At 75.5% G+C, this 19,231-nt stretch carries 16 protein-coding genes; 5 read left to right on the plus strand and 11 right to left on the minus strand.

The window, feature by feature from the left end; all coding sequences use genetic code 11:
* Nucleotides 1-94: 94 nt before the first annotated feature.
* Nucleotides 95-1,735: a BCCT family transporter gene (locus tag ACQPYD_RS16940; RefSeq protein ID WP_433696566.1), complete on the minus strand. Its 1,641-nt coding sequence runs from the start codon at nt 1,733-1,735 to the stop codon at nt 95-97.
* An 807-nt stretch (nt 1,736-2,542) separates the two neighbouring features.
* Between ACQPYD_RS16940 and ACQPYD_RS16945 the strand changes: the two genes are divergently transcribed.
* On the plus strand, nt 2,543-3,589 hold the full coding sequence (locus tag ACQPYD_RS16945; protein ID WP_433696567.1) for a phosphotransferase family protein: 1,047 nt from the start codon (nt 2,543-2,545) through the stop codon (nt 3,587-3,589).
* Between the two features lie 59 nt (nt 3,590-3,648).
* On the opposite strand, the gene ACQPYD_RS16950 is transcribed toward ACQPYD_RS16945, so the two are convergent.
* From ACQPYD_RS16950 to ACQPYD_RS16965, 4 genes are all read right to left on the minus strand, one after another.
* Nucleotides 3,649-4,806, minus strand: a complete 1,158-nt coding sequence (locus tag ACQPYD_RS16950) for a glycerol dehydrogenase (protein WP_433696568.1) — start codon at nt 4,804-4,806, stop codon at nt 3,649-3,651.
* A 258-nt stretch (nt 4,807-5,064) separates the two neighbouring features.
* Entirely contained in the window at nt 5,065-6,555 is a 1,491-nt protein-coding gene (locus tag ACQPYD_RS16955) for an aminopeptidase P family protein (protein ID WP_433696569.1), read from the minus strand.
* A 226-nt stretch (nt 6,556-6,781) separates the two neighbouring features.
* Complete coding sequence (locus ACQPYD_RS16960) at nt 6,782-7,315, minus strand: GNAT family N-acetyltransferase (protein ID WP_433696570.1); 534 nt, start codon at nt 7,313-7,315, stop codon at nt 6,782-6,784.
* Between the two features lie 129 nt (nt 7,316-7,444).
* Entirely contained in the window at nt 7,445-7,744 is a 300-nt protein-coding gene (locus tag ACQPYD_RS16965) for a DUF3099 domain-containing protein (RefSeq protein WP_433696571.1), read from the minus strand.
* A gap of 175 nt (nt 7,745-7,919) precedes the next feature.
* On the opposite strand from ACQPYD_RS16965, the gene ACQPYD_RS16970 reads away from it, so the two are divergent.
* Entirely contained in the window at nt 7,920-9,017 is a 1,098-nt protein-coding gene (locus tag ACQPYD_RS16970; RefSeq protein WP_433696572.1) for a pyridoxal-phosphate-dependent aminotransferase family protein, read from the plus strand.
* Between the two features lie 250 nt (nt 9,018-9,267).
* On the opposite strand, the gene ACQPYD_RS16975 is transcribed toward ACQPYD_RS16970, so the two are convergent.
* The 3 genes from ACQPYD_RS16975 to ACQPYD_RS16985 form a co-directional block, all read right to left on the minus strand.
* Nucleotides 9,268-10,197 (minus strand): oxygenase MpaB family protein, encoded by a 930-nt coding sequence (locus ACQPYD_RS16975; protein WP_433696573.1) that lies wholly within the window; start codon nt 10,195-10,197, stop codon nt 9,268-9,270.
* Between the two features lie 193 nt (nt 10,198-10,390).
* On the minus strand, nt 10,391-11,080 hold the full coding sequence (locus ACQPYD_RS16980; protein ID WP_330159274.1) for a response regulator transcription factor: 690 nt from the start codon (nt 11,078-11,080) through the stop codon (nt 10,391-10,393).
* Entirely contained in the window at nt 11,047-12,435 is a 1,389-nt protein-coding gene (locus ACQPYD_RS16985; protein ID WP_433696574.1) for a sensor histidine kinase, read from the minus strand. Before ACQPYD_RS16985 ends, ACQPYD_RS16980 begins: the two co-directional genes overlap by 34 nt.
* 172 nt (nt 12,436-12,607) lie before the next feature.
* Between ACQPYD_RS16985 and purB the strand changes: the two genes are divergently transcribed.
* Complete coding sequence (gene purB, locus ACQPYD_RS16990; protein WP_344176005.1) at nt 12,608-14,038, plus strand: adenylosuccinate lyase; 1,431 nt, start codon at nt 12,608-12,610, stop codon at nt 14,036-14,038.
* A gap of 198 nt (nt 14,039-14,236) precedes the next feature.
* Complete coding sequence (locus ACQPYD_RS16995) at nt 14,237-14,479, plus strand: histidine kinase (RefSeq protein ID WP_433696575.1); 243 nt, start codon at nt 14,237-14,239, stop codon at nt 14,477-14,479.
* A 295-nt stretch (nt 14,480-14,774) separates the two neighbouring features.
* Here the strand turns inward: ACQPYD_RS16995 and ACQPYD_RS17000 are convergent, their stop codons facing one another.
* A complete protein-coding gene (locus ACQPYD_RS17000) occupies nt 14,775-15,734 on the minus strand; it encodes a threonine ammonia-lyase (protein WP_433696576.1) in 960 nt (319 codons plus the stop codon).
* A gap of 59 nt (nt 15,735-15,793) precedes the next feature.
* On the opposite strand from ACQPYD_RS17000, the gene ACQPYD_RS17005 reads away from it, so the two are divergent.
* Complete coding sequence (locus ACQPYD_RS17005) at nt 15,794-16,387, plus strand: flavin reductase family protein (protein ID WP_433696577.1); 594 nt, start codon at nt 15,794-15,796, stop codon at nt 16,385-16,387.
* A gap of 229 nt (nt 16,388-16,616) precedes the next feature.
* On the opposite strand, the gene ACQPYD_RS17010 is transcribed toward ACQPYD_RS17005, so the two are convergent.
* Together ACQPYD_RS17010 and ACQPYD_RS17015 are read right to left on the minus strand one after the other, a co-directional pair.
* A complete protein-coding gene (locus ACQPYD_RS17010; RefSeq protein ID WP_433696578.1) occupies nt 16,617-17,687 on the minus strand; it encodes a lytic polysaccharide monooxygenase auxiliary activity family 9 protein in 1,071 nt (356 codons plus the stop codon).
* A gap of 79 nt (nt 17,688-17,766) precedes the next feature.
* A complete protein-coding gene (locus ACQPYD_RS17015) occupies nt 17,767-19,125 on the minus strand; it encodes a cellulase family glycosylhydrolase (protein WP_433696579.1) in 1,359 nt (452 codons plus the stop codon).
* Between the last annotated feature and the right edge of the window lie 106 nt (nt 19,126-19,231).

Below are 19,231 nucleotides of genomic sequence, written 5' to 3' on the forward strand. Positions count from 1 at the left end.
AACCGGCTGTCCGGAAGGCCCGCACGGAGCCCGCACACGGCGCGGGCGGGGTCCCTGACGGGTGTACCCGCCCGCGCCGTGGACGACGCCGCGGCTACCGGGCGCCGCCCGCCGCGACCCGGTCGCCCTCCGCCGAGGGGGCGCCGTCCCCCGTGTCCGCCCGCGCTCCCCCGTCCGGCGCGACCGGGGAGGCGGGGTCGGCGACGATCCCCTGTTCGACGGCCATGGTCCGGAGCAGGCGCGGGGTCGTCCACAGCGTCGGGAGCATGATCAGCCCCACCGGGACCGCGGTGACCACGATGAAGGACTGGAGTGCCTGCACGCCGCCGTCCCCGACCAGGAGGAGCGCGATGGCGGCGGCGCCCATGCCGAAGCACCAGAACGCCCGGAAGTACCCGGGCGGCGTGCCCTCGTGCATGCTCGACGAGGCGATCGCGTAGGACATCGCGTCCAGGGTGGAGGCGAAGAAGATCAGCGTCACCACCACCATGAGCACCCCCAGGAACGCGCTCATCGGCAGCGCCTCGACGATGGCCAGGGCGGCGGCGGGGAGCCCGTCCGCCTCGTAGGCGCCGGAGACGGCTCCGGGGTTCTGCTGCTCCAGGAAGATGCCGGTGCCGCCCAGCGCGGTGAACCAGACAGTGGTCACCACGGCCGGGGCGACCGTGGCCCCCACGAAGATCTGGCGCACGGTGCGGCCCCGGGAGATGCGGGCGATGAAGATCGCCATCATCGGCCCGTAGCCCAGGAACCAGCCGAAGAAGAAGACGGTCCAGTAGCCCAGCCACTCCTGGTCGCCCCGGAAGAGCGCCATCGGCACGAACTCGCGGACGTGGACCGACATCGCCTGGAGGTAGAGGTCGACGACGAAGGGCACGGAGCCGAGTCCGACGATGGCCAGGATCAGCGCGAGGGCCGCCCAGACGTTGGCCTTGCTCAGCAGCTGGATGCCCCGGTTGAGGCCGCTCGCCGCCGACACGGCGCCCACGACGGTCAGCCCCGCGATGATGGCGGCCTGGGTGCCGTACCCGTCGGGCAGCCCGAACAGCTGGCCCCCGATGTAGGACACCTGGAGCCCGAGGAAGCCGATCGGTCCGACGGTCCCGGCGACGACCGCGACCACGCAGCTGATGTCGACGACCGCGCCGATCCAGTGGGTGCGCACGCGCTCGCCCATGACCGGCCACAGCAGTGTCCGGGGGCGCAGCGGCATGCCCTTCTCGACACCCCGCATCATGACCAGGGTGGCCAGGGACCCCCCGATGGCCCAGGCGGGGAAGCCCCAGTGCACGAAGCTCTGGGCCAGCGCGACCGCGGCCCCCTCCATGCCTCCGGCCTGGTCGGCGTACGCCGGCGGCGCGGCGGTGTAGTGGGCGATGGGCTCGGCCGCGGCCCAGAACACCCCGCCCGCGGCGAGCAGGGTGGTCATGACCATCGCGACCCACCGGAACATGCCGAACTCGGGTGCGGGCATGCCGCCCATGCGGACCCTGCCGTAGCGGGAGAACGCGAGGACGGCGGCGACGGCGAGCATGGCGAGGAGCAGGACCTGCCAGTACGCGCCGAACCATTGCGCGGACCAGGCGAAGGCGGCGTCGACGGCGGCGCCGACCGCCCCGGGTGAGGCCAGGGCCGTCACCACGAAGGCGATCAGGAGCACGCAGGTGACGCCCATGACCCAGAGGTCGGGACGGTTTCCTGACGCGGACACACGTGTGCGCAGGGTGGAGAACATGGAGAAGGGGATGCTCCTCGGTGGGAAACTGCCGGCCGGCATTGTCGACGGTCGGCGTGGAAGGGTCCGCCCCGGTCGGCGGCAGGCCGGTCGGACGGCGCCCGCTGCGGGGCGCGCCGTCCGGCGAAACGCGGAGCCGGACGCCGTCGGGCGGCGCGGGGCCGCCCGGAGACGGTCGTCCCGGGCCGCTTCGGCGACGTACGCGGACTGTGGACGGAGCGGAGGGGTGGGGCGGCGGTGCGTTACGGCCCCCCGGCACGCCTCCGGCCCGAGCAGTGCGGACCAGTCAACCAGGGACGGGGCGTGCTTCTCCCGTGAGGGAGGCCACGTCCGGCCGCGATGACGCCTGTGCGGGGGCTCCGGGGCGCCCGTGAGATAACGCACCCGTGTCCCGGGAACGCCTCGGGGGCCGCCCGGCCCCGGCACGTCCGGAACGGAACTCCCGTCCTCGGAGCACGCGGCCGTTCCGGGGGCGCCCGCCACGGCGGCTTCCCGGCCGGGCCGGGGACGCACGCGGGGCGGAACGGACCGGCAGGCGTGGACTTCCGGGCCGGGACGGGCGGTGTCGGCGGGCCGACCGGAACCGGTGCCGGCAGGACGCGGGGGCGTCGCGGCCGCCCAGCGCCCCTCGGACGACCGCGGCCGTCCGGCGGGTGCGAGGGGGCGTGGGTGGCGGGGGGCGTCGAGGGCCTTCCGGTGCGCCGGTGCGGATGTCGCGGTCCGCACCGGTGCCGGAGGCCCTCGTGCCGTGTGTCGGGCGGAGTGGTCGTCACCGGCCTCCGCGGCCGGTACGGCTAGGTTGGGCCCATGTCCGTGCAGCCCCCCGCAGCCGACCGCCCCTTCCCCGCGGACCCCGCGCTCGACGCCCTCGCCGGCTCCGCCTTCGGGCGCGGGGCGCGGGTGCGCGGGCACACCGCCCTGTCCGGCGGCACCTACAACACGGTCCGCTCCGTGGTCCTGCGCGACGGCCGGAGGTCGGTACTCAAGGTCGCGCCGCCCGCCGACCGCCCCCGCATGACCTATGAGCAGGGCCTCCTGGCCACGGAGGCCCTGGTCTACGCGAGGGCCCGTCCGCTGCTGGGCGGGCTCGTCCCGCGCGTCCTGGCCTCCGGGCGGGTCCCCGGAGAACCGGGCCGGGAGTACCTGTTCCTCGACCACCTGCCCGGGGAGACCCTGGAGGACCTGCGTTCCGGCGAGGCGCCCGTGCGCTCCTCCGCCGCCCGCCGGGACCTGGGCCGTGCCGTGGCGGCCCTGCACACGGTCACCGGCGACGCCTTCGGCTATCCGGCGGGGCCCGCGGGGCTGCGGGCGGACACCTGGCCGGAGGCCTTCCGCGCCATGGTCGTGGCGGTCGTGGCGGACGCGCGGCGCTTCTCCGTGCCCCTGCCCGGGGGCGGCGCCGAGGTCGTGCGGCTGGTGTCCGCGAACCTCGTCCACCTCGCGCCGGTCCGCGCCCCCGCCCTCACGCACTTCGACCTGTGGGACGGCAACGTCCTGGCGTCGCGGCCCGGCGCGGACGGGGGCCCCGGCCGCGAACCGCGCCTCACCGGGATCATCGACGCCGAGCGGGCGTTCTGGGGCGACCCCGCGGCGGACCTGGTCTCCTCGGCCCTGTTCGGCGACATCCGGGACGACGCCGGCTTCCTCGCGGGGTACCGCGAGGCGGGCGGCGTCCTCGACTTCTCCCCCGGCCTGCTCCGCCGGCTCGCCCTCTACCGGGCGTACCTGTACCTGATCATGTTCGTCGAGCCCACCCCGCGCGGTCGCGCCCCCGCGGACGCGGCCCGCACCAGGGCGTTCCTGGGACCGCTCCTGGAGGCCGAACTGGCGGAGCTCGCCGGACCGGTCTCCTGAGGCGGGCCTCCGGGCGCGGCCCCCTGCCCGCTCGGTCGCGGGGGCCGGCGGGGCGGCGGTCAGCCGTGGTCCGACGCGGACGGCTCCCCGAGGCCCGCCCGCGCGCGTGCGCGGCGGCCGACCCCCTCGACGGCGCGCAGCGCGTCGCGCACGTCCCTGGGGGTGAAGGCGAAGGGCAGGTTGTGGATGGTCTCCTCCGGCGCGGTCGCCGCGGCCACCACCCGGTCGAGCGTGGCGTCGTCGGCGTCGCCCAGCCCCGCCTCGGTGAGCGTGGTGGGCAGGCCGACACGGGCCGTGAACTCCGCGAACGCGTCCACCTCCGAGGTCGGGGCGCCCTCCAGGAGCAGCTGCGTGAGGGAGCCGATGTTGACCTTCTCCCCGTGCGCCAGGTGGTGCGTCTGCTCCACCGCGGTCAGTCCGTCGTGGACCGCGTGCGCGGCGGCCAGTCCGCCGGACTCGAAGCCGAGGCCGGACAGGAGGGTGTTGGCCTCCACCACCGCCTCGACGGCGGGGGTCACCAGGTTCCGGTCGACCGCCTCCAGCGCGGGGAGGGCCGACTCCCACAGGATGTCCCAGGACAGGCGCGCGAGCGTGGTCCCCGAGCGGGTCGGGAGGCCGCCCACCATGTTGTGGCTGTGCGCGTCGCGCACGGCCCGCGCCTCGATCCAGGTGGCGAGCGCGTCGCCGACCCCCGCGGCGAGGAACCGGGTGGGCGCCTCGGCGACCAGCTGCGTGTCCACCACGACCAGGGCCGGGTTGCGGTCGTAGAAGCGGTACGACTCGAACGCGCCGGACTCGGTGTAGACGACGGACAGCGCCGACGTGGGGGCGTCCGTCGACGCGACCGTCGCCGCGCTCACCCACGGGACCCCCGAGTCGTCGCCCGCGGCCTTGGCGGTGTCGATCGCCGTCCCCCCGCCGAGGCCGATGACGACGTCGTGGCCGCCGTCCCCGATCACCGCGGCGACGCGCGCGGCCTCCGCCCGGGTCGGAACGCCCCCGAACCGCTCGAAGACGAGGGGCAGGCCCGCCTCACGGAAGGAGTCGGTGACGACCTGTTCGGTCAGGCCGCGGACGACGTCGTCGGCCAGGACGAGCGGACGCGACCCGTGGTCGGCGACCAGCTCGCCCAACCGGGCCAGGGCGCCGCGCCCCTGGACGTAGCGCCCCGGCGAGGCGAAGATCCGCAGCGTGGGGCCCTGGTTGTCGTCTCCCATGAGAGGAGAACCTCCTCTTGCTCGGTGTGTCCTGTCCTTCTCCCCCTGCTCACCGTTCACACGGTGACGCAAACCCCGGGGTGCGAAGCATCACCCGTCCTTGGGCAAACCCGGGGGTTCGGCGGCGGGCGTCCCGCACGCGGCTCGGCGTCCCCGTCCCGGTCAGGGGTTCACCGCCGCGTACCGTCGCGGGGCCCCGACGGCGACGGGCCGCCTCCCGGAAGGGGAGGCGGCCCGTGCGCGTGCGGCTCGGCGGGGTCAGCGCGGCAGGCGCTCGGCCAGCCAGGCCTCGACGTCGGCGGAGGAGCGGGGCAGGCCGGCCGACATCACGGTGCGGCCCTCCTCGGTGACCAGCACGTCGTCCTCGATGCGCACGCCGATGCCGCGCAGCTCCTCGGGGACGGTCAGGTCGTCGGGCTGGAAGTACAGGCCGGGCTCGACGGTGAGCACCATGCCCGGCTCGAGGTCGCCGTACAGGTGCACCTCCTGGCGGGACACCGCGCAGTCGTGCACGTCCATGCCGAGCATGTGGCCGGTGCCGTGCAGCGTGTACCGGCGCTGGAGGCCCAGTTCCAGGACCCTCTCGACCGGCCCCTCCAGCAGGCCCCACTCGACCAGGCCCTCGGCGAGCACGCGCTGGGACGCCTCGTGGAAGGCCGTGAACGGCCGTCCCGGGGCGACGGCGGCGATCCCCGCCTCCTGCGCGGCGAAGACCAGGTCGTACACCTTGCGCTGGAGGTCGGTGAAGGTGCCCGACACCGGCATCGTGCGGGTGACGTCGGCCGTGTACAGGGTGGTGGTCTCCACGCCCGCGTCCAGGAGCAGCAGGTCGCCCTCGCGCACCGGCCCGTCGTTGCGGGTCCAGTGCAGGGTGGTGGCGTTGGCGCCGGAGGCGGCGATGGTGCCGTAGCCGACGTCGTTGCCCTCGACCCGGGCGCGCAGGAAGAACGTGCCCTCGACGAACCGCTCGGAGGTGTCCTTGGCCTGCGGCAGCGCCCGGACGACGTCCTCGAAGCCGCGGACGGTGGCGTCCACCGCCAGCTGGAGCTGGGCGACCTCCCACTCGTCCTTGACCAGGCGGTGGTCGTCCAGCGTCACGGCCAGTTCCTCGTCGAGCCGGGCGGACCCGGCGCGGGAGTCCTCGTCGGCGTCGGCGCGCAGCCCGTCCACCAGGGCGTCGAGGGCGGCGTCGTGGCCGCGCACGATCCGGGTGGTCACCGCGTCGGAGCGCAGGTCCCCGGTCAGGCCGGTCACGTCGGCGGTGGGCACGCCGAGCAGGGCGGCGGCCTCGTCCAGGCTGTGGCGGCGGCCGGTCCACAGCTCGCCGTAGCCGCCCAGCCAGAACTCGCCGTTCTCGCGGTTGGAGCGGGGCTTGAGGTACAGGACCACGTCGTGGCCGCCGTCGGAGTCCGGGGAGAACACCAGGCAGCCGCCGTCGGAGGTGTCCCCGGTGAGGTACGCGTAGGCGGTGGCGGCCCGGAACGGGTACTCGGTGTCGTTGGAGCGGGTGAGCAGCTGCCCGGCCGGGACGACGAGGCGCTCGCCGGGGAAGGCGGCGCTGAGGGCCGCGCGGCGGCGGGCGGTGTGCCCGGCCTGCTCGACCGGCTTCAGGTCCCGCAGCTCGGTGTCGGCCCACCCGGTGCTCATCCACGCGGCGAGCTCGTCGGAGACCGACTGCGCCTGCCCGTTCTTGCGTGGACTGAACACGGGTGCGTCCGTCTGGGCTCCGGGGCGCTGCTGCTCGCTCACGTCGTGACTCTCCTGTCGGATCCGTCGTAGGGGCCGCGGGTGACGGCCCTCGGTGACCGCTGGTGACGGCCGTTGCCGCCCATCGTACGGGGGGTACCGTACGGGCGACCGGCCGACGGGCATAGCGGCCCCCATAACGCCCGCGGGGCGCCCGCTGCGCCCGGATCCGGCCCTGCGGAGCCGGATCGCCGCAGGTCGGGCTGCCCGTGTGGCGGAGGGGCCGGGCTCACAGCTCGTGCGCGAAGGGGATCGCGGAGGGGTACGGCAGGTCGTCGAACCCGGCCGGGTCGACCCACCGGTAGCCGATGCCCTCGTACAGGGCGACGGCCTCGGGCTGGGAGGGGCCGGTGAAGAGCAGGACCCTGGTGTAGCCGAGGTCGCGGGCGGCCTCCTCCAGGGCGGCCATCACCCTCCTCCCGAGCCCGCGGCGGCGGTGGCGGCCCGAGGTCCAGATCCGCTTGAACTCGGCGGTGTCGGCCATGGACGCGCGGTCCTTCTTGTAGGGGCGGATCGCGCCCCCGGCGACGATCTCCCCGTCCGACTCGGCCAGGACGATGCGGCCGTGGGGGGCGACGAACTCGGACACCGGGTACCGGGCGAGCTCGTTCGCGGCGCCCTCGGCGCCGTAGCGTTCGGTGTACTCCTCCAGCAGGCCCGCGAGCAGCCCCGCCACCCGGGGGTCGTCGTGGAGCACCCGCAGCATGCGCACCCCTCCGGTGCTGCCGCCCGCCCCGGCGTCCTCGGTGCTGGTGTGCGTCACCGCTTCCCCTCCCCTGTCGTCCGGGAGTCGCGGCGGCCGTCCGGGCGCACGGTGCCCGACCCCGCCGGAATACTACGTGCGGGACCGCCGCTCCCGCCGACGGGGGTCGGCCGGCCCGGGGCCGCGGGGCTACGGAGGGCCCGGGGCGCGGCCGGGACCGTCCCCGTCGCCGGGGTCCCCGCCGTCGGGGCCGTCACCGCGCCCGCCGCCCGGGTCGGCGTTGGGCCCGAAACGGGCGCCGCGGTCCTGCGGGTCGGCCGGGTCGGCGAGGTTGCCCAGGGTGGCCGCGACCGGCGGGAGGAGCGACGCCACCGCGCACATGGCCACCGCCCACCCCGTGCCGAACACGTAGTAGACGGGCAGCGAACCGGCGAAGAGGACGAGGCAGACGCCCATGAGGATCCCGTACTGCCGCACCCTGCGTCTCATCGGGAACCCCCTCACCTGCGCTGGCATCCACGCTACCCGCGCCCGCGGCCCGCGGCGCGGGCCCCGGGGGAGCCGCCCGGGGCCGCGGCCCCGCCGTCCGCACCGCCGCCGCGGGGCGGACCTCCCCCCGCTCCCCGTCACGCGTCCGGCGCGCACGCCCCGCTAGGGTGTGCGCATGCCACTGACGGACCGCATCCTGCTCGGCCCCGGCCCGAGCAACCCCTATCCGGAGGCGACCCTGGGGCTCGCCGCGCCCCTCCTCGGTCACCTCGACCCCGAGTTCATCGCCGTGCTCGAACGCACCTGCGACCGGCTCCGGTCCCTGTGGGGCACCGGGAACCCGTTGACGCTGCCCCTGTCGGGAACCGGCTCCCTCGGCATGGAGACCGCCTTCGCCAACACGGTCTCCGCGGGCGACGTGGTGGTCGTCGCGGTCAACGGCCTCTTCGGCGAGCGCATGTGCGAGGTCGCCCGCCGCTACGGAGCCGACGTCGTACGGGTCGACCACGAGTGGGGACAGCCCGTGGACGTCCGGCGCGTGCTGGACGCCCACCCCTCCCCGAGGCTGGTCGCCGTGGTGCACGCCGAGACCTCGACCGGCGTGGTCAGCGACGTCGGCGCCCTGGGCCGCGCCCTGCGCGAGCGCTCCGACGACACCCTCCTGCTCGCCGACTGCGTGACCTCCCTGGGCGGCATGCCCCTGGAGCTGGACGCGTGGAAGGTCGACATCGCCTACTCCGGCACCCAGAAGTGCCTGGGCGTCGCACCGGGGCTGGCCCCGTTCACCTTCTCCGAGCGCGCCTGGGAGCGCAGGGTCGCGACCCCGCCCGTGTGGTACGCCGACCTGGGGCTCCTGGGCGCCTATGTGCGCGGCGGCCCCGGCGGACGCGCCTACCACCACACCGCGCCGACGGCGATGATCGCGTCCCTGGACGCCGCGCTCGCACGCATCGAGGCCGAGGGCCCGGAAGCGGTGGCCGAGCGCCACCGCGCGGCCGGGGCCCGCCTGCGCGAGGGCCTGGTGGACATGGGGCTCGAGCTGTTCGCCGCCGAGGGGCACAGGCTGGCGCAGCTCACGTCGGTGCGCGTCCCCGAGGGAGTGGACTCGGCCAAGGTCCGGATGCGCCTGCTCGACGAGTACGGCCTGGAGATCGGCGCGGGCGTGGGCCGCTACGCGGCGTCCGTGTGGCGGATCGGCCTCATGGGCCACAACGCCCGGTTGGACCGCGCCGAGGTGGTGCTCGCCGCGCTCCGCCGGGTCCTGGACAGGTAGGGGCACGGCCCGCAGACGGTTGGGAAGCCCCTCGGGTCCCGGGCGGGGCCGCCCACGGGCCGTCCCCTCCTCTGCGCGCGAAGTCCCCCGCCGGAGGCCGTACCTCCTCAGGCGTGGGCCGGACCACGACGCGCCCCGGCCCGCGGGACGGGGCGGGGCGGACCCGGCCGTGACCGGCTCCACGCCGTGCCGGACGGCGGCCCGCCCGCGAGCGGGCCCGCCTCCGGAGCCCCGCTCCGGCGAGCGGGCCTCAGACCTCGGCGGGGTCGCGGGGCGCCGGCACGGCCGGCGCCCGGAAGCGCGTGTGGGCGCGCAGCGCCCGGAACCCGTTCTCGACCTCGTACCCCGCGGCCAGCAGGCGCTTCCTCGCCTCGTCGGCGCTGCGCACGGTGGCCTCGTCGAAGACGAGGTTGTAGTACCGCTCCGGCACCAGCTCCAGCCCGGCCCTCAGCCCCCGCAGGGCGGTGGTGGCGAGGGCGCCGCCCCCCGGCGGGTCCGGCAGCATCCCGTAGGCGCGGCGCGCCCACGCGGGCAGGGTGGCGTAGGACAGCGCGCCGACGGGGAACCACAGGGGTTTGAGCGGGGTCAGCCACGCCAGGCGTTCGGGCACCTTGGGCCACAGCAGGAACCGCACCGCCTGCCGGGCCTCGGGGGTGGCGCGCAGGGAGGGCCGGACCGCGGCGAGGTAGCGGCGCATCCCGGCGAGGTCGCGGGGCACGTCGTCGCGGGAGAGGCCGACGTAGGCGGCGGTGCGCGACTGCTCGTCCACGTACCGGTCCGCCTCCTCCGCCGTCAGCGGCACTCCGGCGCGGTGGGCGGTCTCCAGGTAGGAGGAGACCTCCGCGCAGTGCACCCACACGAGCAGGTCGCGCTGGTCCACTCGGTGCAGGCGTCCGGTGGCCGGGTCGGTGAAGGACAGCGCGCGGTGCACGCGGCGGATGTGCTCACCGAGGGCCTCGGCCTCGGTGGGGCTGCCGTAGGTGGTGACGGCCACGAAGTGGGCGGTGCGGAGCAGGCGCCCGGTCGGGTCGGAGCGGAAGTCCGAGCGCTGCCACACCCCCTGCATGGCCACGGGGTGGAGCGCCTGGAGCATGAGGGCGCGCACGCCCGCCACCCACATCGACCGGTCCAGGTGGATCTTCCAGGTGACGCTCTCCGGGGCGGCGGCGGTGGGCTGCATCCGTTCTCCTCCGGGCTGCGCGGGGGGATCGCGCCTTGGGCGGGCAGTGGTCCCACGATACGTCCGGGGTCCGGGCTCCGCCCTCGGCCCCCCTCGGACGCCGCACCGGCCGGTGGGGCGGGTGCGCGGCGCTCCGGAGGCGGGGGCCCGCCGGACCGGCCGAACCGTTCGCGGGGCCCGGCCCGCCCGCCGTTCAGGCGGAGCGCCCCCGCAGGTAGGCCAGGACCGCCTGGACCCGGCGGTGGACGTCCTCGTCCAGGGGCAGGTCCAGCTTGGCCAGGATGTTGCCCACGTGCTTGCCGACGGCGGCGTCGCTGACCACGAGCCTGCGGGCGATGGCCCCGTTGGAGTGCCCCTCCGCCATCAGCCCGAGCACCTCGCGCTCCCGGGGGGTGAGGCGTTCCAGCGGGTCGGACCGACGGCGCAGCAGCTGGCGGACCACCTCGGGGTCGACGAAGGTCGCCCCGTCCACCACGCGCCGGAGCACGGACGCGAACTCGCGCACGTCCCCCACACGCTGTTTGAGCAGGTAGCCGACGCCCCGGCCGTCCCCCGAGTCCAGCAGGTCGGAGGCGTAGCTCAGCTCCACGTACTGGCTCAGGGCCACCACCGCGAGCCCGGGGTGCTCGGCGCGCAGCCGGACCGCGGCGCGCAGCCCCTCGTCGGTGAAGCCGGGGGGCATGCGGATGTCCGTGACGACGAGGCCGGGGCGGTGCTCGGCGACCGCGGCCAGGAGCGCCTCCCCGTCCCCGACCGCGGCGGCGACGGGGAAGCCGAAGCGCTCCAGGACCCCGGCCAGGCCCTCCCTGAGCAGCACGCCGTCCTCGGCGAGGACGGTCGGCACCGGGGTCAGGTCAGCGGGGTCGGGGGAATCGGTCCGCACGGCAGCTCCACTCGGATTCGGGTCGGTCCGCCCTGGGGGCTGGACAGCTCCATTGTGCCGCCCATGACGGCCACCCGGTCCGTGAGCCCGGTGAGGCCCGATCCCCGGCCGGGCTCGGCCCCGCCCCCGCCGTCGTCCTCGACCTCCACCAGCAGGGCGCCCGGCGGTCCGCCCGTCCCGGGCGGGACGGAGGCGCGCACGGCCACCGCCATCGCCCCGGCGTGCTTGGCCACGTTGGTGAGCGCCTCGGCGACCACGAAGTAGGCGGTGCCCTCGACGTGGGCGGGCAGGCGGCCCGGGACCGCGGCCTCCACGCGCGTGGGGACGGGGCAGCGGTCGGCCAGCTCCTCCAGGGCCGCGGTCAGGCCGCGGTCGGTGAGGACCCTGGGGTGGATGCCGCGCACCAGTTCGCGCAGTTCGTCGATGAGCTCGTCGGCGTTGGCCTGGGCGGCGGCCACGCGCCGGTCGGCCTCGCCGCCCTCCTCCAGGTCCAGACGGGCCAGCCCCAGGTCCACGGACAGGGCGACGAGCCTCTGCTGGGCGCCGTCGTGCAGGTCGCGCTCGATGCGCCTGCGCTCGTACTCGAAGGCGTTGACCAGCCGGGCGCGGGACTCGGTGACCTGGCTGAGCTCGGCGCGGAGCTCGTCCTTGGGCGGCCCCACCAGCAGGGCGCGGGCGATGGCGAGGTGCATCTGGGAGAGGACCGCCGAGGCGTAGAGCAGGACGACGAGGGTGACCGGGGCGAGGAGCATGTAGGGCACGGCCTCCGCCGACGAGTCGATCGTGACGAAGCCGAGGGCGACCTGGCCGCCCCGGGACTCCTCGGCGAGGAGCGGTCCCGTGGCGAAGACCACCGCCGCGCTGATCAGGGTGCCCAGGACCGTGCAGACCAGGAGTGCCACAGGGAGCAGAAGCATCGAGTAGGCGATCTCCCGCCAGGTCGCCCCTTCCGTCAGGCGGGTGCGCGCCCAGGCCCACAGGCCGGGTTCCGGCACGCGGTGGCCGCCGGGGAAGGGCCCCCGCGTGACGAAGACGAGGCGCCGGCGCTCCAGCGCCCCCAGGGGGAGGGCGATGAGCGGCGCGAAGACCAGGACCATGGCCAGGCCGCCCAGCAACCCGGCCGCCACGGGGCCGGTGGAGAGGGTGTCCCACGGCCTCCTCAGGAGCATCCCCCCGACGAGCGTCCACGGCAGGTAGACGGGCATGGCGACCACGGCCACCGCCAGGCCGACGAACACGGTGTTCGCGGAGTGGGCCAGGGCGCGCCAGGGCCAGGCGGTGAAGAGGAAGCGGGGGCTCAGCAGGGCGGCCAGGAGTGTCCTCGGCTGCGCCTTCGTCGTGCGGGGCGTGGTCATGCCCCCACCGTAGGCAGCGGGCACGGGGGCCGGAATCGGCCCCGCCCCCGGGCCGGGGGTGGGGCAGGGCCCACCCCGCCGGGGCGCCCCGGGACCGCCCGGCGCCCCGGGACCTCCGGGCGGGCCGAGGCCGGGGCGGGCGGCGCAGCTCAGGACGGTAGGGTGGGGCGACGTGAGCGCGAAACCTCTGATCCCCGATGTCCTGGCTGCCCGCTACGCCTCGGCGGAGCTGGCCCGGCTGTGGTCCCCCGAGTACAAGGTGGTCTCCGAGCGGCGGCTGTGGCTGGCCGTGCTGCGGGCCCAGTCGCGTCTGGGCGTGGACGTCCCCGACGGCGTCGTCCAGGACTACGAGAAGGTCCTGGAGCAGGTCGACCTGGCCTCGATCGCGGAGCGCGAGCGGGTCACCCGGCACGACGTGAAGGCCCGGATCGAGGAGTTCAACGCCCTCGCCGGCCACGAGCACGTGCACAAGGGCATGACCTCGCGCGACCTGACCGAGAACGTCGAGCAGCTGCAGGTGCGCGACAGCCTGCTGCTGGTGCGCGACCGCGTGGTGGCGCTGCTGGCCCGGCTCGGTCGGCTGTCGGCCGAGTACGGCGGGACGGTGATGGCGGGCCGCTCCCACAACGTGGCGGCGCAGGCCACGACCCTGGGCAAGCGGTTCGCGTCGATCGCCGACGAGGTGCTGGTCGCCCACGGCCGGCTGGAGGAGCTGATCGCCCGCTACCCGCTGCGCGGGATCAAGGGGCCGGTGGGCACCGCGCAGGACATGCTGGACCTGCTGGGCGGCGACCGCGGGGCGCTGGCCGCCCTGGAGGACGAGGTGGCCGGGCACCTGGGCTTCGCGCACCGGTTCACGAGCGTGGGGCAGGTGTACCCCCGTTCGCTGGACTTCGAGGTGCTGACGGCGCTGGTGCAGCTGGCGGCGGGCCCGTCCTCGCTGGCCAAGACGATCCGGCTGATGGCCGGGCACGAGCTGGTGACCGAGGGGTTCGCCGAGGGCCAGGTCGGCTCCTCGGCCATGCCCCACAAGATGAACACGCGTTCGTGCGAGCGGGTCAACGGGCTGACCGTGGTCCTGCGCGGTTACGCGTCGATGGCCGGCGAGCTGGCCGGGGACCAGTGGAACGAGGGCGACGTGTCGTGCTCGGTGGTGCGCAGGGTGGCGCTGCCGGACGCGTTCTTCGCCTTCGACGGCCTGGTCGAGACGATGCTGACGGTGCTGGACGAGTTCGGCGCCTTCCCCGCCGTGGTCTCCGCCGAGCTGGACCGGTACCTGCCGTTCCTGGCCACGACCAAGATGCTGATGGCGGCCGTGCGCGCGGGCGTGGGCCGGGAGACCGCCCACGAGCTGATCAAGGAGCACGCGGTGGGCGCGGCCCTGGCGATGCGCCAGGAGGGCGCGGGCAACCGGCTCCTGGAGCGGCTGGGCGCGGACGAGCGCTTCCCGCTGGACCGTGCCGCGCTGGAGGAGCTGCTCGAGGACCGGATCACCTTCACGGGGGCCGCGGCCGACCAGGTCGCCTCCGTGGTGGCGCGGATCGACGGGATCGTGGCGGAGCGCCCGGAGGCCGCCGCCTACTCCCCCGGTTCGATCCTGTAGTCGTTCCGGCCCCGCGACGCGTCGCGGGGCCGGCCGCCGGGCCCGGGACGGGGCGCCGTCCCGGGCCCTCCGTGTGTCCTGGGCCTTCGCCCGCCCGGTGTCGTTTATGACGCAGTTCACTCGTGCTAACACTGGGTCCGAAAGTTAACCCCTATTACGGTGAGGGGACCAGACCGCCCGCGAACCCCCGGAGCATCCGTGACCGACCCCTCCTCCTTCGGCACCGCCCTGTGGACCCTGCTGATCGTCGCCGCGCTCGTCGTCGCGCTGGGACTGGCCGCCGTGTCCGACATGGCCATGCGCCGCCGCGAGGACCGAGCCGCCCGGAACACCCCGGCGACCGGCCCGGGCTCCCGTCCCGCCTCCCCCGCCGCCCGGGCGCCGCAGACGGGCGCGACCGCGGGCGGCGACCCCGACCGCGGAACCGCCCAACGCCGCTGACCGCAGCGCCTCCCGCGGGACGCCCGAAGCCCGCCCGCGGAGACCGTGACCGCGCGGTCCCGCGCCGCCCCGCGCCCGGCCGCCGGGCCCGGCGTGGACGTGCGCGCCGGTCCCGGGCCGGGCCCGGCCGGACGCCGTGGTCACCGACGACACGGGCAGGCCGTCGGCCGCGGCCGTGCAGCCCGGGCGGTGGGCCGCCCGCACGAACGCCGACGGCCGGCGGAGGGACGGGGCCGTGCCCGGCCTCCCGGGGCCTGTCCACCGGGCGGCGTACGCCGGGCCGGAGGCAGCGCCCTCAGCCCTGTGCCACCAGGCGGGCGAAGAGGCCGGGGTCGGCGTTGCCGCCCGACACCACCGCCACGGTCGCCTCGGGCCGCCCGGGGACGGTGTCGATCCGGCCGGCGAGGAGGGCGGCGGCCGCCAGGGCCCCGCTCGGCTCGGCGACGACGCGGGCGCCGTGGGCCAGCACTCCGACGGCGCGGGCGATCTCGTCCTCGGTGACGGTGACGATCCCGTCGAGCCTGGCGGCGAGGTGCGCGAACGTGCGCTCGGAGAGGCCCACGCGGACGCCGTCGGCCATGGTGCGGCCGGTGCGGTCGGGCGGCCAGGTGACGGGGTGTCCCACGCTCAGGCTCTCGGCCGCGTCGGCGGCGAGCTCGGGTTCGACGCCGATGACGCGGACGCGGCGCGGGTGGACGGTCCAGGCCGCGGTGGACACCCCGGAGGCCAGCCCTCCCCCGCCCACGGGGACGACGACGGTGGTCACCTCGGGCGACTGCTCCAGGATCTCCAGGCCGACGGTGCCCTGCCCGGCGATGACGTCCGGGTCGTCGAAGGGCGGGATCAGCGCGAGCCCCTCGCTCCGGGCCAGTTCCCCGGCGACCGCCTCCCGCTCCCGGGGCGGGGCCATGACGACACGTGCCCCGAGGGCGCGTATCCGGTCGACCTTGACCTCGGGCGCCCCCTCGGGGACCACGACGGTGCAGGGCGCCCCGTGCCGGGCGGCGGCGAGGGCTAGGGCCTGTCCGTGGTTGCCGGAGGAGTGCGTGACCACGCCGGAACGGCGCTGCCCCGGGCCGAGCAGGGCGACGGCGTTGGTGGCGCCCCGGATCTTGAAGGCTCCCGTGGGCTGGAGGCTCTCGGGTTTGAGGAGGAAGTCCGCCCCCGGGGGGCCCGCCGTCAGGGGCGTGCGGACCACGTGGCCCTGGAGGCGGGTGGCTGCGGCGCGGACGTCGTCGGCGGTGACCAGTTCCATGCGCCGTGTATGCCCGGCGTCGGCGCGGGCACACGGCCGAGGCTGCATAATCGGAGCCGATGCGTACCGAATGGACCCCAGACGACCTGCCCGGACGGGCCTTCTACCAGCTGATGACCTCCGTGGTGGTGCCGCGCCCCATCGCGTGGGTCTCCACCACGTCCGGCGGCGGCGTGGACAACCTGGCGCCGCACTCGTTCTTCACGATCTCCTGCACCGAGCCCCCGATCGTGCAGTTCACGTCGGTGCGGCGCAAGGACTCGCTGCGCAACGCGGAGGAGACCGGCGAGTTCGTGGTGAACCTGGCCCCGGAGGCGATGTGGGACCAGGTCAACGCCAGCGGCACCCCCTACCCGCCGGAGGTCGACGAGTTCGAGGCCCTGGGGATCGGGCGCGAGGCGAGCGTGTCGGTGCGTCCGCCGCGGGTGGCGGGATCCCCGGTGGCGCTGGAGTGCACCCTGCACTCGACGCTGGGGCTGGGCGACTCCACGGTGGTGTTCGGAAGGGTCGTGCGCGTGGCCGTGCGCGAGGACGTGCTCGCGGACGGCCACCCGGACGTGGAGCTGATGCGCCCGTTGGCGCGGCTGGGCCGCAACGAGTGGTCGACGCTGGGCGAGGTGCGGGCGGTGGACCGCCTCCCCTACCGCCCCTGAGTGCGGACGCGGAGGCGGCCGGCCCCGGAAGAGCCGGTTCCGGGGCCGGCGGCCCCGCCCGGGCCTCCGTCGCGCCACCGGGCCCCCGGCCCGAGGGGCCGGTCCGCGCTCCGGCCCGGGAGCGGTTCGGGGCGCGGCGTGCTTCGGCCGGTGTTCGGCGTTCCGCACGCCGGCGCCCCGCGCGGGTCGGAGCGCGGCGGTCCGGGCCCGCGGTCGCGGGCGGGGCCGGTCAGTCCTCGTGGCAGGCCACGAGGGGTTCGATGTTCACGCCCGGGTGGGTGGCGGTGAACCCGAAGCTGGTGGACTCCCCGGGGTCGAGCTGCCCGTTGTGGGCGGAGTTGCGGGCCTCGAAGTGCGCGCCGTGGTTGACGAGGGCGGCGTTCCAGACGCTGGAGATCTCCTGGCGGTTGGCGAACACCCAGTCGACCATCCAGCCGTCGACGCCCTCCTCCCCCGCGGTGACCTCGACGTCCACCTGGAAGCCGTTGGACCACTGGTTGGTGACGGTGTACTCGGCCGTGCAGTGGTCACCGGGCGGGTCGGTGGGGCCGGGCGTCGGCTCCTCCGTGGGGTCCGGGGAGGGGTCCGGGTCCGGGGAGGGGTCCGGGTCCGGCCCGGGGCCGGTGCCCGGGTCCTCGCCGAAGACCACGTCGGAGCAGTTGTAGAACGCCTCGGGGCTGTCGGAGCGCTCCCACACCACGTAGACGATGTGGCGCCCCTCCCTGTCCGGCAGGTCCACGTCCCAGTAGTACTCGGCTCCGGCGTCGCCGCCGCTGCGCAGCGGCGGGTCCGTCACCTCGTCGACGAGTTCCAGGTCGTCCCAGTTCAGCGCCTGCTCGGGGTCGAAGCCGTCCTCGGTGACGTAGGTGCGGAAGACCCCGGGGTGCGGGGCCCAGGCGTTGTGCCGGAACTCCACGGTGGTGTTCGGCTCCAGGGCCGTGGTGGGCCAGTCGGTGCGGGCCGCGTTGAAGGCCGCGAACCCGTCGGTGGGGCCGCACAGCTCGCCGTCGGCCACGACCTCCTGGTGGCGGCCGTCGGCGTCGCTGATGAGGTTGCCGAACCAGTTCCAGAACGGGTAGTCGCCGCCCTCGGCCAGGGCGTCGGCGCAGGCCTCGTTGGTGGGCCGGAGCGCGCCGCCGCCGGTGCCGCCGGTGGCGTCCTGGAAGCAGGCGTAGGTGCGGCTGGCCGGGTAGGTGAACGCTCCGTGGGCCTCGGCGGAGTCGGGCAGGGCGACGACGGCGGTGCCGACTGCGAGCCCGCCGAGCGCCGCTGCCAGGGCGATGGCGTTGCGTGACCTCATGGGCCACTCCTATCTCTGTGGGGGAGGCCCGGCCGCGCGGGGCGGCGCGGCCGGGGTTTCTGTTCCGACCCGGTACGGGTCAGGCGGAGCAGGAGAGCGCGGGAGCGGAGAGGGTGCCGCCGTGGGTGCCGGTGAAGCCGAACGAGGTGGACTCGCCCGCGTCGAGCGCTCCGTTGTAGGGGGCGTTGACGGCGGTGACGGCGGATCCGCTGCTGGAGACGGTGGCGTTCCAGGCGTGGCCCACGGCCTCGCCCGCGCCGGCGGTCCAGGTGACGGTCCAGCCGGTGATGTCGGTCGCGGCGGTGACGGTCACCTCGCCCTGGAACCCGTCGTGCCACCGGTTGGTGACGCGGTACTCGGCCCCGCAGTCCCCGTCCGGGTCGGTGGGCTGTTCCGTGGGCGGGTCGGTGGGCTCCTCGGTCGGCGGGTCGGTGGGCTCTCCCGGGCCGCCGTAGACCGGGGCCTCGACGGAGGTCTCGGCGATGCCGTCGGGACCGTGGAAGATGCGCTCGCCCCAGGGGGTGAGGCTGTCGACGTCGAACCCCTCGACCATGTCGAGGTACTCCACGGGGGAGCCGTTGCCGCTCCAGGACCAGCCGATGTAGCCCAGGCCCAGGCGCTCGGTGTGCGCCATGATGGCGTCCTCGTCGGGGTTGCCGTCGCTGTGGTCGATGCCGAACTCGCCGACGATCAGCGGCAGGCCGGCGTCGGTGAAGTGCTCCAGGTAGGAGACCACCGTGGCCTCCTGCTGGTAGACCCCGTACATGTGGACGGAGAACACCGTGTTGGCGTCGGGGTCGGCGTCGAAGACGCCCTGGGCGTTGTCGCGCATGGTCCCCGACCAGTCCTGGCCCCAGTTGGGCGCGTCCACGACCAGGGTGTGGTCGAACCCGGCGTCGCGCAGCCGGTTGATCGCCTCGCCCGTGGCGGAGGCCCAGTTCTGGTTGGTGGCGGCGTCGTTGCCGAAGGGCTCGTTGCCGATGTTGACGAGGACGTGGTCCTCCTCCCCCTCGACGGCGTCCTGGACGCGCAGCCAGTAGTCGACGGCCTGGTCCAGGGTGGCCGCCCCGTCCTGGTCGCCGTAGCCGGTGGTGTCGTGCACCTCCAGCATGCAGATCAGCCGGTTGGCCTTGCAGTCGGCCACGACGACGGCGACGTCGGCGGCGCTGTTCTCGGTCCAGCGCTGCCCGCTGCTGAGGACGACGCGGACGGTGTTGGCGCCCAGGGACTTGATGTCGGCGAGGGCGCCGGTCTCCTGGGGGTACCAGGTGTGGGCGTGGCTGACGCCCCGGATGACGAAGTCGTTCCCGGCCGCGTCGACGAGCCGGCCGTCGCTGACCCGGAACCCGGTGTCGGCGTGGGCCGGCGCGGTGTGGACGAGGAGGGCGGTGACGAGGCCGAGGACCGCCCCGAGGGCGATGAGCAGGCGTGTGACCATGGGTTCTCCAGTGGTGGGGGGTGTGTCGCGGAGGGGTCCGGGCGCCACCGGCCCGAGGAGGGGCGGGCCGGTGGCGGTCGGTGGGCGCCGGCCGGGGGCCGCCGTG

The organism is Nocardiopsis sp. CA-288880 (assembly GCF_050955985.1).
In the GTDB taxonomy this organism is placed as follows: domain Bacteria; phylum Actinomycetota; class Actinomycetes; order Streptosporangiales; family Streptosporangiaceae; genus Nocardiopsis; species Nocardiopsis tropica.

Bases quoted from the DNA above. Each gene is read 5' to 3' on its own strand.
- ACQPYD_RS16975 (WP_433696573.1), bottom strand. From the start codon at position 10,197: ATGCAGCCCACCGCCGCCGCCCCGGAGAGCGTCACCTGGAAGATCCAC.
- ACQPYD_RS16945 (WP_433696567.1), top strand. From the start codon at position 2,543: ATGTCCGTGCAGCCCCCCGCAGCCGACCGCCCCTTCCCCGCGGACCCC.
- ACQPYD_RS16950 (WP_433696568.1), bottom strand. From the start codon at position 4,806: ATGGGAGACGACAACCAGGGCCCCACGCTGCGGATCTTCGCCTCGCCG.
- ACQPYD_RS16970 (WP_433696572.1), top strand. From the start codon at position 7,920: ATGCCACTGACGGACCGCATCCTGCTCGGCCCCGGCCCGAGCAACCCC.
- ACQPYD_RS16965 (WP_433696571.1), bottom strand. From the start codon at position 7,744: ATGAGACGCAGGGTGCGGCAGTACGGGATCCTCATGGGCGTCTGCCTC.
- ACQPYD_RS17000 (WP_433696576.1), bottom strand. From the start codon at position 15,734: ATGGAACTGGTCACCGCCGACGACGTCCGCGCCGCAGCCACCCGCCTC.
- ACQPYD_RS16985 (WP_433696574.1), bottom strand. From the start codon at position 12,435: ATGACCACGCCCCGCACGACGAAGGCGCAGCCGAGGACACTCCTGGCC.
- ACQPYD_RS17010 (WP_433696578.1), bottom strand. From the start codon at position 17,687: ATGAGGTCACGCAACGCCATCGCCCTGGCAGCGGCGCTCGGCGGGCTC.
- ACQPYD_RS17005 (WP_433696577.1), top strand. From the start codon at position 15,794: ATGCGTACCGAATGGACCCCAGACGACCTGCCCGGACGGGCCTTCTAC.
- ACQPYD_RS17015 (WP_433696579.1), bottom strand. From the start codon at position 19,125: ATGGTCACACGCCTGCTCATCGCCCTCGGGGCGGTCCTCGGCCTCGTC.
- ACQPYD_RS16940 (WP_433696566.1), bottom strand. From the start codon at position 1,735: ATGTTCTCCACCCTGCGCACACGTGTGTCCGCGTCAGGAAACCGTCCC.